This window comes from Streptomyces sp. NPDC101165, from assembly GCF_044768135.1.
In the GTDB taxonomy this organism is placed as follows: Bacteria; Actinomycetota; Actinomycetes; order Streptomycetales; family Streptomycetaceae; genus Streptomyces.
Map to the genome: position 1 here is coordinate 276410 of NZ_JBIWPG010000006.1, position 13612 is coordinate 290021.

8 protein-coding genes and 1 tRNA gene are annotated in these 13612 nt (G+C 70.2%); 1 reads left to right on the forward strand and 8 read right to left on the reverse strand.

Annotated elements, in window-relative coordinates; all coding sequences use genetic code 11:
* Positions 1-395 precede the first annotated feature (395 nt).
* Positions 396-4529, forward strand: a complete 4134-nt coding sequence (locus ACIRVH_RS15090) for an AAA family ATPase (protein ID WP_403952633.1) — start codon at positions 396-398, stop codon at positions 4527-4529.
* Positions 4530-4729: 200 nt separating this feature from the next.
* Here the strand turns inward: ACIRVH_RS15090 and ACIRVH_RS15095 are convergent, their stop codons facing one another.
* The 8 genes from ACIRVH_RS15095 to gnd form a co-directional block, all read right to left on the reverse strand.
* A complete protein-coding gene (locus ACIRVH_RS15095; protein ID WP_403952636.1) occupies positions 4730-4903 on the reverse strand; it encodes a hypothetical protein in 174 nt (57 codons plus the stop codon).
* A 77-nt stretch (positions 4904-4980) separates the two neighbouring features.
* Positions 4981-5057, reverse strand: a tRNA-Ile gene (locus ACIRVH_RS15100).
* Between the two features lie 112 nt (positions 5058-5169).
* Positions 5170-5895 (reverse strand): DUF3566 domain-containing protein, encoded by a 726-nt coding sequence (locus ACIRVH_RS15105; protein WP_403952639.1) that lies wholly within the window; start codon positions 5893-5895, stop codon positions 5170-5172.
* A gap of 19 nt (positions 5896-5914) precedes the next feature.
* Positions 5915-8509, reverse strand: a complete 2595-nt coding sequence (gene gyrA / locus ACIRVH_RS15110; RefSeq protein WP_403952641.1) for a DNA gyrase subunit A — start codon at positions 8507-8509, stop codon at positions 5915-5917.
* Between the two features lie 42 nt (positions 8510-8551).
* Complete coding sequence (gene gyrB, locus ACIRVH_RS15115; RefSeq protein WP_403952643.1) at positions 8552-10621, reverse strand: DNA topoisomerase (ATP-hydrolyzing) subunit B; 2070 nt, start codon at positions 10619-10621, stop codon at positions 8552-8554.
* Between the two features lie 364 nt (positions 10622-10985).
* Positions 10986-11537 carry a DUF721 domain-containing protein gene (locus ACIRVH_RS15120; protein ID WP_403952645.1) on the reverse strand — a complete coding sequence of 184 codons (552 nt, stop codon included), beginning with the start codon at positions 11535-11537 and terminating at the stop codon, positions 10986-10988.
* Positions 11534-12655 (reverse strand): DNA replication/repair protein RecF, encoded by a 1122-nt coding sequence (recF, locus tag ACIRVH_RS15125; protein ID WP_403952647.1) that lies wholly within the window; start codon positions 12653-12655, stop codon positions 11534-11536. The genes ACIRVH_RS15120 and recF overlap by 4 nt, the downstream gene beginning before the upstream one ends.
* Before the next feature lie 52 nt (positions 12656-12707).
* The gene (gene gnd, locus ACIRVH_RS15130; protein ID WP_403952650.1) at positions 12708-13583 is read right to left on the reverse strand and encodes a phosphogluconate dehydrogenase (NAD(+)-dependent, decarboxylating); all 876 of its coding nucleotides are present in this window, start codon (positions 13581-13583) and stop codon (positions 12708-12710) included.
* Between the last annotated feature and the right edge of the window lie 29 nt (positions 13584-13612).

Consider the following 13612-nt stretch of genomic DNA (forward strand, 5'->3'; position numbering starts at 1 on the left):
CCGGGAGGTACCGGTACCCGGCCCGTTCGGCACCGGCCCCTCCCCACGTGGGGGCCGGTGCCGAACGGAGCGGGTGTCGTCGGTCCGTGCCGCGTCGGCGTATCGGCACGAACCGAAGTGCATGTCCGTGATGTCGCTGGATGTCGTCGATGTCGCCGACGCCCTCGGGGAAATTGACCGAGAACGTTCGGCGCGCCGGGTGTCTTTCCGAGCGCTGAGCCGGTGGCCTGTTCGGACGGTGTGTGATGAGGCGGATACCGCGTCGTGATCCTGCCATTTGTCGTCCACGACGAGGAGGTTCCGGTCTCCGGAGCACCGTGTAACCGCAGGTCAGCCGTATAGGGTGAGTTTTCCGGTCCGGACGTCCAGACACGGGGGGAGTGAGGGGTGGGGCCTTGGGTTCCGACTCGGGGGCACGCGTGGCCTTCGCCGAGCGTCTCGCGCTGCTCTACAAGGAGGCCGGCAACCCTCCCCTGAAGAGCGTGTCCGAGGCGGTCGTACGGCTGCATCGCGTGGACGAGCGCGGGCGCCCCGTGCGGGTGTCCGCCCAGCGCATCAGCGACTGGCGGCGCGCCAAGAACGTACCGGCCCAGTTCGCCGCCCTCGCGGCCGTCCTGCAGATCCTGATCCCGGAGGCCCGGCGCGCCCGGCCCGTTCCCGTCTCCGGCGGCCTGTACGACCTCGCGCAGTGGCAGCGCCTGTGGGAGCGCGCGCTGGCCGACCCGGCCGGCGAGCGCCCCGCGGCGCCCCCGGAGGAGAACCGGCAGGCACCGGCCGAGGCCCCGCCCGTCGCCGGCGGTGTGTGCCCCTACCGGGGACTGGCCCCCTACCGGCAGGAGGACGCCCGCTGGTTCTTCGGGCGGGAGCGGAGCACGGAGGCCGTCGTGACCCAGCTGCGCGCGACGGAGCGGTCGGGCGGCCTGATCATGCTCGTCGGCGCCTCGGGGGCCGGGAAGTCGTCGCTGCTGAACGCCGGCCTGGTGCCCGCGGTGGAGAGCGGCGCCCTCGCGGACGGCGGCGGCCGGCCGAGCGCCGTGCTCCAGTTCGTACCGGGCGCCGATCCGCTCGGCGAGCTGACCCGCCGCATCCCGGAACTCGCCACCCTGGCCGCGAAGGCACGGCAGGCCGAGGAGGACGCCGCGGAGAACCCGGCGGCGCCGGGATCCGACGCCCCGCACTTCGCCGGGGCGGTACGCAAGGCGGTCACGGCGTGGGCGCACCGGGAGACACCCTCGGACGCGTCGGTCACCTCTGACGCCTCGGACGCCTCGGACGCCTCGGACAAGGCCACGTCCGGCGACGCATCCCCCACCAACCCCGCGGACGCGCTTCCGGCCACCCGCCCGGTCATCATCGTCGACCAGTTCGAAGAGACCTTCACCCTCTGCCCCGACGAGTCCAACCGCCGCACCTTCCTCCAGTTCCTGCACGCGGCCTGCACCCCGCCCGCGGACTCGCCCGGCCCCGCGCCCGTCGTCGTGGTCCTCGGCATCCGCGCCGACTTCTACGAGCAGTGCCTGGTCTATCCGGAACTGGCCGACGCACTGCAGCACCGGCACATGGTGCTCGGGCCGCTGACCACGGCCGAGCTGCGCGAGGCGGTGACCGGACCCGCCAAGGCCGTGGGCCTGGAGCTGGAGCCGGGGCTGGCCGAGCTGATCGTCCGGGAGGTGAGCGCCGACGGCCCGCGCGGCGCCCACGACGCCGGAGTGCTCCCCCTTCTCTCCCACGCCCTGCTCGCCACCTGGCAGCGCCGCAAGTCGGGACGGCTGACCCTGGCCGGCTACCGCGCGGCCGGCGGCATCCAGGGCGCGGTCGCGGCGACCGCCGAGCGCGCCTGGTCCGGCCTCGACCCCGCCGCCCGCACGGCCGCCCGGCTGCTCCTGCTGCGGCTCGTCCGGCTGGGCGAGGACACCCAGGCCACACGCCGGCGCGGCACGCGGCGCCAGCTGGCGCAGGAGTCGACGGACCCCGGCAAGACCGAGGAGTCGCTCGAAGCCCTGGTCCGCGCCCGGCTGGTGACGCTCGACGCGGAGACCGTGGAGATCACCCACGAGGCGCTGCTGCACGCCTGGCCGCGGCTGCGCCACTGGATCGACGAGGACCGCAGCGACCATCTGGTGCGCCAGCGGCTGGAGGAGGACGGCCGCGCCTGGGAGGCCACGGAACGGGACAGCTCGCTGCTCTACCGCGGCTCCCGGCTGGAGCAGGCCCGCGGCTGGGCGAAGTCCGCCGGTGACACCTATCTGACCCGCAGCGCGGTGCAGTTCCTGGCCGCCTCGGTCCGGCTGCGCAAGCGCACGGTCCTGATCAGCCGCGGGGCCGTGGCGGCGCTGGTCGTCCTCGCCGTGCTGGCCGCCGGTTCGGCGGTGGTGGCGTGGCAGCAGCGGGACGACGCCGTGTTCGAACAGGTGCTCGCCGAGGCGGACCGGGTGCAGCACACGGACCCCTCACTGGCGGCCCAGCTCGACCTGGTGGCCCACCGCCTGCGGCCCGGCGACGAGGGCACGTACAGCCGCCTGATCTCGATCGTGAACGCGCCCCTGGCCACCCCCCTGCTCGGCCACACCGGCGCCGTCTACCTCACCTCCTTCAGCCCCGACGGCAGGACACTGGCCACGGCGAGCTACGACCGGACCGTCCGCCTGTGGAACGTGGCCGACCGCAGCCGCCCCAAGCCGCTCGGCAAACCCCTCACCGGACACACCAGCTGGGTGAGCAGCGCGGTCTTCAGCCCGGACGGACACACCCTGGCCAGCGCCGGCGACGACGGCACCATCCGGCTGTGGGACGTGCGCGACCCCGCCCACCCGGTACCGCTGGGCCGGCCCCTGACCGGCCACACGGGCACGATCTACCTGGTCGCCTTCAGCCCCGACGGACACACGCTGGCCTCCGCGAGCGAGGACCGCACCGTCCGGCTGTGGAACGTGGCGGACCCGCGCCGGCCCAAGCCGCTGCGCACGCTGGGCGGCCACACGGCGGCGGTGCGCTGCGTGGCGTTCAGCCCCGACGGGCGCACGCTCGCGGCGGGCGGCGACGACGACACGATCCGGCTGTGGAACACCGCCGATCCGGGGCACCCCGAGGCCCTGCCCACGGTGCTGAGCGGCCACACGGACATCGTCCACTCGGTGGCCTTCAGCCCCGACGGGCGCACGCTCGCCAGCGGCAGTGCGGACGACACCATCCGGCTGTGGAACGTGTCCGACCCCACGCACGCGGCACCGATCGGCTCACCGCTGACCGGGCACACCGGCCCCGTCTGGTCGGTGGCCTTCAGCCCCGACGGCGGCCGGCTCGCCGCGGCCAGCGCGGACAGCACGGCGAGCCTGTGGAACGTCAGCGATCCGGCATCCCCCGCGCAGGTCGGCGCGCCGCTCGCGGGCAGCAGCGGCGAGATGTTCGCGCTGGGGTTCAGCCCCGACGGCCGCACCCTCGCCACCGGCAGCGGTGACGGCAAGGTCCGCCTGTGGTCGGTGCCGACGCGGGACATGATCGGCCGCAGCGGGTCCTTCCGCCCGGACGGCAAGGTGCTGGCCACGGCCGCGCGCGACGGCAGGGTCCGGCTGTGGAACGTGGCGGCGCCCGACCGGCCCGTGGCGCTGGGCAAGCCGTTCATGCGCGCGGACGGCGGCCACCGTTCGATGATGTTCTCCCCCGACGGCCGCACCCTCGCCGTGCTGAACGGGACGGGGACGCTGTACCTGTGGAACGTCACCGACCCGGCCCGTCCGGTCCCCGCCGGGCCGCCCATCGCCCTGCGCACCCGCTTCGCGGGCTTCCACACAGTGGCGTACAGCCCGGACGGCCACACCCTGGCCACCGCCTACGAGGACCGCACCATCCAGCTGTGGAACGTCACCGACCCCTCCCACACCGTCCCGCTCGGAAAGCCGCTCACCGGCCACCGGGGTTACGTCAACGCCCTCGCCTTCAGCCCCGACGGGCACACCCTCGCCAGTGGCAGCGCGGACCTCACCATACGGTTCTGGAACGTGACCGACCCCGGCCATGTCGCCCGGATCGGGCATCCGCTCGCCGGGCACTCCGGCCCCGTCAACGCTCTCGCCTACAGCCCCGACGGCCGCACCCTCGTCAGCGGCAGCGACGACGACACCGTACGGCTCTGGAACGTCACCGACCCCCGGGCGGCGACCGCGCTCGGCTCCCCCCTCACCGGCCACACCGAGGCGGTCACCTCGCTGACGTTCACCGCGGACGGCCAGTACCTGGCGAGCGGCGGCGACGACAACACGGTCCGGCTCTGGAACGTCGCCCACCCTTCGTCGGCCACTCCCATCGGCCAGTCGATGAGCCCCTACGCCAAGACGGGCAACTGGCTGTCCTTCAGCCCCGACAGCCACGTCCTCGGGGTGTCCAGCGGCGCCGACACGATCCGCCTGTGGCGCCTGGACTCCGACGCGGCCATCCGGCACATCTGCTCGGTGACCAGGGACGTTCTGACCCCGCAGAGGTGGCACGAGTACCTCCCGCGCCTCTCGTACGACCCTCCGTGCGCCGACTGACCGATCAAGATCAGCCAACTACCCCAACCAACGGGCCCGTTATCTCCCGCAAGCGGCTCAACCTTGTTACCCTTGGCCATAGCCCGATCGCTGGTGCATCCCCCGTCGCCAGCGGTCGGGCCTTTTTTCGTACCGTGAAGCGGAAGCCGTACGTTCCACGAGAGTTCCGCACCGGCAGAAGCATGCTCGCCGAGAACTGGCTAGCGGCGGCTCTGACCGGCGCCGACCGCTATGGCGAACACGAGGCCGACGCTCACCGTGAGGATGAACCCGGCCAGGAGAATCCAGCGGAGGTACGCCCAATCCAGTTTCCCGCGTTCGTAGGGATCGTCGAACAACTGGGAATCGCTGCCAGGTCTGTCGAGATCGGTCATCACACCTCGTCCGGCGGGTTGATGTCAGTTGTAGATGGCAAAGACCCCCGGCCCAAGTGGACCGGGGGTCTTTGCACTGGTGGGGCTAACAGGATTTGAACCTGTGGCCTCATCCTTATCAGGGATGCGCTCTAACCAACTGAGCTATAGCCCCGCCGCGCTCTGCGGTGTGTGTCCCGCGCGCTGACTCCTGAAGATTAGCGCACGAGGGCGGCAGTCCCAAAATCGGTTGTCGGGGGACTGCCAGGAGAGCCCGGTAGGTGGGATCACTCGTCCTCGGCCAGCGTCAGTTCGACACCGCCCACGAAGCCCGCGGAGAGGTTGTAGATGAACGCGCCGAGGGTGGCCAGCGCCGTCGCGAGGACCACGTCGATCACCGCGATGATCGTCGTGAACGTCAGGACGTGCGGAAGCGAGAGGAAGGCCTGGAGGTCGAAGCCGTTCGCCTCGTTGGAACCGGTGGCCTCCGAGATCGTGCCGCCGACCGTGGAGAACACGCCCATCGCGTCCATGACCATCCACAGCACCGCCGAGGCGACGATCGTGCAGATGCCCAGCGCGATGGAGAGCAGGAAGCTGACCTTCATCACCGACCACGGGTCGGCCTTGGCGACCCGCAGCCGGGCCTTGCGGGTGCGGGGCGCGGTCTTCGCGCCGGTGCGCGGCCGGCGTACGGCCCCGGCGGGAGCCTGCGCCGGATAGGCCTGCGGCGGGTGGTAGGGCTCCGAGGACTCGGGGCGCCGCTCACCGGGCAGCGGGGACGCCTGCTGCCGCTCGGCGGGGCCGGGCTGGGTCTGCGGGCCGCGGGTGTCCGTCACAGTTCCCCCCTGGGATCCATGAGTGTCGGGCGAGGGCGAGTCGGCCGTGCCTGCTTCGATCTTGCGCAGTTGGGTCGTGTGCGGGTCCGCCGCACGCGCGGCGGAGCCACGGCCGCCGTCCGTTTCCGTACCCACAGAGGTACCGGCCGATCCCGCGCCCGTGGCTCCGCTCACGATGACTCACTCCTCGTGCCTACTCGGCCGAGGGCGCCTCACCCTCGTCCGTGCCGGTGGTCGCGGCACCCTCGGCGGTCTCGTCGACGGCATCCTCGCCGTCGACCTCCTCCGCCTCGCGCCCCGCCTCGGCGTTACGTGCGATACCGACCACGGCATCGCGCTTGCCCAGGTTGATCAGTTGGACGCCCATGGTGTCACGGCCCGTCTCCCTGACCTCGTTGACTCGCGTACGAATCACACCGCCGGACAGGGTGATCGCGAGGATCTCGTCGTTCTCCTCGACAACCAGCGCGCCGACGAGAGAACCGCGGTCCTCCACGATCTTGGCGGCCTTGATGCCGAGGCCGCCGCGACCCTGGACGCGGTACTCGTCGACAGCGGTCCGCTTCGCGTACCCGCCGTCCGTGGCAGTGAACACGAACGTACCGGGTCGAACAACATTCATCGACAGAAGTTCATCGCTCTCACGGAAACTCATCCCCTTGACGCCGGAGGTGGCGCGGCCCATCGGGCGCAGGGTGTCGTCCGAGGCGGTGAACCTGATCGACTGTGCCTTCTTGCTGATCAGAAGCAGATCGTCGTCGGCCGAGACCAGCTCGGCACCGATCAGCTCATCGTCCGAGCCGTCCTCCCGCTCGCGCAGGTTGATCGCGATCACACCGCCGGAGCGAGGCGAATCGTAATCCTTCAGAGGCGTCTTCTTGACCAGGCCGGACTTGGTGGCCAGGACCAGGTACGGCGCCGCCTCGTAGTCACGGATCGCGAGGATCTCGGCGATCGCCTCGTCCGGCTGGAAGGCGAGCAGGTTCGCCACGTGCTGGCCGCGCGCGTCCCGGCCGGCCTCGGGCAGCTCGTACGCCTTCGCCCGGTACACCCGGCCCTTGTTGGTGAAGAACAGCAGCCAGTGGTGCGTGGTGGAGACGAAGAAGTGGTCGACGATGTCGTCTTCCTTCAGCTTCGTACCGCGCACACCCTTGCCGCCGCGCTTCTGCGCCCGGTAGTCGTCCGTCTTCGTGCGCTTGACGTAACCGCCGCGCGAGACGGTGACGACGATGTCCTCCTCGGCGATCAGGTCCTCGATGGACATGTCGCCCTCGTACGGGATCAGCTTGGTCTGACGGTCGTCGCCGTACTTCTCGACGATCGCGGCCAGCTCCTCGCTGACGATCCCGCGCTGGCGGACCGGGGAGGCCAGGATCTCGTTGTACTCGTTGATCTTCACCTGGAGCTCGTCGTGCTCCTGGACGATCTTCTGGCGCTCCAGGGCGGCCAGCCGGCGCAGCTGCATCTCGAGGATGGCGTTCGCCTGGATCTCGTCGATCTCCAGGAGGCCCATCAGGCCGGTGCGCGCGACGTCGACGGTCTCACTGCGCCGGATCAGCGCGATGACCTCGTCGATGGCGTCCAGGGCCTTCAGCAGACCGCGCAGGATGTGGGCGCGCTCCTCGGCCTTGCGCAGCCGGAAGCGGGTCCGGCGGACGACGACCTCGATCTGGTGCGTCACCCAGTGGCGGATGAACGCGTCCAGGGACAGCGTGCGCGGCACGCCGTCGACCAGCGCCAGCATGTTGGCGCCGAAGTTCGTCTGCAGGTCGGTGTGCTTGTACAGGTTGTTCAGGACGACCTTGGCGACCGCGTCCCGCTTCAGGACGATCACCAGGCGCTGGCCCGTACGGGACGACGTCTCGTCGCGGACGTCCGCGATGCCGCCGATCTTGCCGTCCTTCACCAGGTCGGCGATCTTCTGCGCGAGGTTGTCCGGGTTGACCTGGTACGGCAGCTCCGTGACCACCAGGCACTGGCGGTTCTGGATCTCCTCGACCTCGACCACGGCGCGCATCGTGATGGAGCCGCGACCGGTGCGGTACGCCTCCTCGATGCCCTTGCGGCCGACGACGAGGGCGCCGGTCGGGAAGTCGGGGCCCTTGATGCGCTCGATCAGCGCGTCCAGGAGCTCCTCGTGCGAGGCATCCGGGTTCTCCAGGCACCACTGGGCGCCGGCCGCGACCTCGCGCAGGTTGTGCGACGGGATGTTGGTCGCCATACCGACCGCGATGCCGGCGGAGCCGTTGATCAGCAGGTTCGGGAAGCGGGAAGGCAGGACGGTCGGCTCCTGGGAGCGGCCGTCGTAGTTGTCCGTGAAGTCGACGGTCTCCTCGTCGATGTCGCGGACCATCTCCATCGACAGCGGCGCCATCTTGCACTCGGTGTAGCGCATGGCGGCCGCCGGGTCGTTGCCCGGAGAGCCGAAGTTGCCGTTGGAGTCCACCAGCGGCATCCGCATCGACCACGGCTGGGCGAGGCGCACCAGGGCGTCGTAGATCGAGGAGTCGCCGTGCGGGTGGTAGTTGCCCATGACGTCGCCGACCACGCGCGCGCACTTGTAGAAGCCGCGCTCGGGGCGGTAGCCGCCGTCGTACATCGCGTACAGCACACGGCGGTGGACGGGCTTGAGACCGTCCCGGACGTCGGGCAGCGCGCGGGACACGATGACGGACATCGCGTAGTCCAGGTACGAGCGCTGCATCTCCGTCTCGAGCCCGACGGGCTCGATGCGGACGGTGCTGTCGCCGCCCTCTTCAGGAGTGACTGGAGTGTTCTCGTCGGCCATTGCTGGTGAAGATCCTTTCCGGTGCGGTCAGCTGAGACCGACTCAGATGTCGAGGAAGCGGACGTCCTTGGCGTTGCGCTGAATGAACGCACGGCGGGCCTCGACGTCCTCGCCCATCAGGACCGAGAACAGGTCGTCGGCCTGGGCGGCGTCGTCGAGGGTGACCTGACCGAGGACGCGGTGCTCGATGTCCATGGTGGTCACGCGCAGCTCCTCGGCGTTCATCTCGCCGAGACCCTTGAAGCGCTGGATGGAGTCCTCGCGGACCCGCTTGCCGCGCTGACGGCCCATCTCCAGCAGGGCGTCGCGCTCACGGTCGGAGTACGCGTACTCGACCTCGTCCCGGCCCCACTTGATCTTGTAGAGCGGGGGACGGGACAGGAACACGTGCCCGGCCTCGACCAGCGGCCGCATGAAGCGGAACAGGAAGGTCAGCAGCAGAGTGTTGATGTGCTGGCCGTCGACGTCGGCGTCCGCCATCAGGATGATCTTGTGATAGCGGAGCTTCTCGATGTCGAAGTCCTCGTGCACACCCGTGCCGAAGGCGGAGATCAGCGCCTGGATCTCCTGGTTCTGCAGGATCTTGTCGATCCTGGCCTTCTCCACGTTGAGGATCTTGCCGCGGATCGGGAGGATCGCCTGGTACTGCGGGTTGCGGCCGGACTTGGCCGAGCCACCGGCGGAGTCACCCTCGACGATGAAGATCTCGCACTTGGTGGGGTCGTTGGACTGGCAGTCCGACAGCTTGCCCGGCAGGGACGCGCTCTCCAGCAGGCCCTTGCGGCGGGTCAGGTCGCGGGCCTTGCGGGCCGCCACGCGCGCGGTGGCCGCCTGGATGCCCTTGCGGACGATGTCCGCCGCCTCGACCGGGTTGCGGTCCAGCCAGTCGTTGAGGTGCTCGTAGACCGCCTTCTGCACGAAGGTCTTGGCCTCCGTGTTGCCCAGCTTGGTCTTCGTCTGGCCCTCGAACTGCGGCTCGCTCAGCTTGACCGAGATGATCGCGGTCAGACCCTCACGGATGTCGTCACCGGTGAGGTTGTCGTCCTTCTCGCGCAGCAGCTTCTTGTCGCGCGCGTACTTGTTGATCAGGCTCGTGAGGGCCGCGCGGAAGCCCTCCTCGTGGGTACCGCCCTCGTGGGTGTGGATGATGTTCGCGAAGGAGTACACGCCCTCGCTGTAACCGCTGTTCCACTGCATGGCGACCTCGAGGGACAGGCTCTTGTCCCTGTCCTCGGCCTCCAGGTCGATCACGGTGGCGTGGACCGCGTCTCCCTTGCGGGAGTTCAGGTACTTCACGAAGTCGACGATGCCGCCCTCGTAGTGGTACGTGACGGTCTTGACCTCGGCCTTCTCGTCCGCGCCCGCCTCGTCCGCACCACTGGTCGCCTTCGCCGACTCGCGCTCGTCGGTGAGCCGCAGGGTCAGGCCCTTGTTGAGGAAGGCCATCTCCTGGAAGCGCCGGGACAGCGTCTCGAAGGAGTACTCGGTGGTCTCGAAGATGTCGGGGTCGGCCCAGAAGGTGACCGAGGTGCCGGTCTCGTCCGTCGCCTCGTGCTGGTCGAGCGGGGCCGTCGGGACGCCGAGCTTGTAGTCCTGCGTCCAGCGGTGGCCTTCCGTCCTGATCTCGACGGCGACCTTCGTGGACAGCGCGTTCACGACGGACACACCCACACCGTGCAGACCGCCGGACACGGCGTAACCGCCGCCGCCGAACTTGCCGCCCGCGTGCAGCACGGTCAGCACGACCTCGACGGCCGGCTTGCCCTCCGAGGGCACGATGCCCACGGGGATGCCACGGCCGTTGTCGACGACGCGCACGCCGCCGTCGGGGAGGATCGTCACGTCGATGGTGTCCGCGTAGCCGGCCAGCGCCTCGTCGACCGAGTTGTCGACGACCTCGTACACCAGGTGGTGCAGACCGCGTTCGCCCGTGGAGCCGATGTACATACCGGGCCGCTTGCGGACCGCGTCCAGCCCTTCGAGCACGGTGATGGCGCTGGCGTCGTAGGACGCGGAGGCGGTGGCCTCGGCAGTCACGCCGGCGTCGGTGGACGGGATGTTCTCGTTGGGGTTGCCGGAATCGGCCACGAAGCGCCCTTTCTGGCACAGCACGAGCCGGGCTCGTCGGCGGGTTGCCGGAGCGGCTGCGGCATGTTGCGTTGGTAAGCCTTGATCAGCGTTGCTCAGCTTTTCCCGGGCGGTCCCCACGATTGGGGCGGGATTGGCTTCCAGTCTACCGGTAGCGCCGACAGTGATGGGGGTTTGCCGGTACCTGAGTCCTCATGTGCCGCCCTCAACCGGTCTCGGCCGGGTCCCGATATACGGATGGGGGCTCCAAGGGGCTCACAGCGCCACTCAGCGCTTCGGGCCGTCAACCCTTGGCTACTGGGGGGTCAGCTCGTGATCCACACCTGTGCACAGGGCCGCGACAAGGCGCACGACGGCACCACACGTCGACCGCGCAACGTGAGGTACGTCACCCGTAGGTATCGCCCGGGCCCGTGCTCCCCGGCGCCCGCAGCGGGCCGTAGCGCCGGGCGGGACCACCGGGACCGTTGACCTTGAGCAGGCGGACCGTGCCGTGGCCGAGGTCCTCGTTGAGCCGGGCGACCAGGGTCGGAGCGAGCAGCCGCAGCTGGGTCGCCCACGCCGTCGAGTCGCACTGCACGGACAGCACCCGCTCGTCCTCGTCGTACCGCTGCGGCACACAGTGCTTCGCCAGGTCCTCGCCGACGATCTGCGGCCAGCGGCCCATCACACCGCCCACCGCGGCCGGCGTCTCCCAGCCGCGCTCGTTGAGCAGCCGGTTGATCGCGGCACCGAGCGCCATCGGGTCGCGTCCGTCGGCGTGCGCACCCGAGCGCAGACCGCCACCGCGCCGGGCCTGCTTCTTCTGCCGCGCCGCGTCGCCACGCGCGCGTGCCTGCTCCTTCGCGGCGCGCAACGCCACGCGCGCGAGATCGACACCGGAAGGCTCCGGAGACTTCCCGGGGGTCTTCGGAGCGGGGGTGGGTTCGTCGGTGCTCATACGCGCTCCACCGTCCCGTCGGCCACCGCATAGCGGGCGCCGACCAGTACATCCGGTACGTCGTCGTCCACAGCGGCGGTGACCAGCACCTGCTCGCCGGGCGCGACCAGCTCGGCCAGCCGCTCACGGCGGCGGGCGTCCAGCTCGGCGAACACGTCGTCGAGGATCAGCACCGGCTCGTTGCCCTCCGCGCGCAGCAGGTCGTACGAGGCCAGGCGCAGAGCGAGGGCGTAGGACCACGACTCGCCGTGCGAGGCGTAGCCCTTGGCGGGCAGCTGACCGAGTTTGAGAATCAAATCGTCCCGGTGCGGGCCCACAAGGGTGACGCCCCGCTCGATCTCCTGCTTGCGCGCCTCGTTGAGCGCCGCCATCAGCTGGGCGTACAGGTCCTCGCGGGTCTGCGCCTCGCCGGGCGCGGACGGCTTGTACTCCAGCGCGATCGGACCACCGCCCGGGGCCAGCTGCTCGTACGCCTTGTCGGCCAGCGGCTGCAGCGTGGCGACCAGGTCCACGCGCTGGGCGAGCAGCTCGGCGCCCGCGCGCGCGAGGTGCTGGTCCCACACGTCGAGCGTGGACAGATCCATGGAGCGGCCGCCGTGCCTGCGCGCGAGCGCCGCGGTCTTGAGGAGCGTGTTGCGCTGCTTGAGCACCCGCTCGTAGTCCGAACGCACACCCGCCATGCGCGGCGAGCGCGCGGTGATCAGCTCGTCCAGGAACCGGCGCCGCTCACCGGGATCGCCCTTGACCAGCGCGAGGTCCTCCGGAGCGAACAGCACGGTCCGTACGATCCCCAGCACGTCCCTCGGCCTGACCTGCGAGGACCGGTTGATGCGGGCGCGGTTGGCCCTGCCGGGGTTCAGCTCCAGCTCGACCAGCTGCTGCCGCTCGCCCTGTCTGACCTGCGCCCGGATCACGGCCCGCTCGGCGCCCATACGGACCAGCGGGGCGTCGGAGGCGACGCGGTGGCTGCCGAGGGTGGCGAGATAGCCGACCGCCTCGACCAGATTGGTCTTGCCCTGCCCGTTGGGCCCGACGAAGGCGGTGACGCCCGGGTCGAGCGGGACCTCGACCCGGGCGTACGAGCGGAAGTCGGCCAGCGAAAGATGCGTGACGTGCATGGTCGTTCGCCGACCTCCCCCAGGGTTGTGGATCGCGGAGCGACCCTGTGGATTACTTCTTCTCTACGGCGTGGCCGCCGAACTGGTTGCGCAGCGCGGCGATCATCTTCATCTGCGGCGAGTCCTCCTGGCGGGAGGCGAACCGCGCGAACAGCGACGCGGTGATCGCGGGCAGCGGCACCGCGTTGTCGATGGCGGCTTCCACAGTCCAGCGTCCCTCACCGGAGTCCTGTGCATAACCGCGCAGCTGTCCGAGGTGCTCGTCCTCGTCCAGCGCGTTCACCGCGAGGTCGAGCAGCCAGGAGCGGATGACCGTGCCCTCCTGCCAGGAGCGGAAGACCTCGCGGACGTTCTCCACGGAGTCGACCTTCTCCAGCAGCTCCCAGCCCTCGGCGTAGGCCTGCATCATCGCGTACTCGATGCCGTTGTGGACCATCTTCGCGAAGTGGCCCGCGCCGACCTTGCCGGCGTGCACCGAACCGAAGTCGCCCTCCGGCTTGAGCGCGTCGAAGACGGGCTGCACCTTGGCGACGTTCTCGGCGTCGCCGCCGTACATCAGCGCGTACCCGTTCTCCAGGCCCCAGACGCCGCCGGAGACACCGCAGTCGACGAAACCTATGCCCTTGGCGGCCAGCTCCTCGGCGTGCCTCTCGTCGTCCGTCCAGCGGGAGTTGCCGCCGTCCACGACCACGTCGCCGGGCTCCAGCAGCTCGCCGAGCTGGTCGACCGTGGACTGCGTGGCCTCGCCGGCGGGGACCATCACCCAGACCACGCGGGGCCCATTGAGCTTGCCCACAAGCTCTTCCAGGCTGTGGACATCCGCGAGGTCGGCGTTGCGGTCGTATCCGATGACGGTGTGGCCCGCGCGGCGGATCCGCTCGCGCATGTTGCCGCCCATCTTGCCGAGGCCGACGAGACCGAGCTCCATCAGTTGTGTTCCTTAGGTTGCTGTGTGGC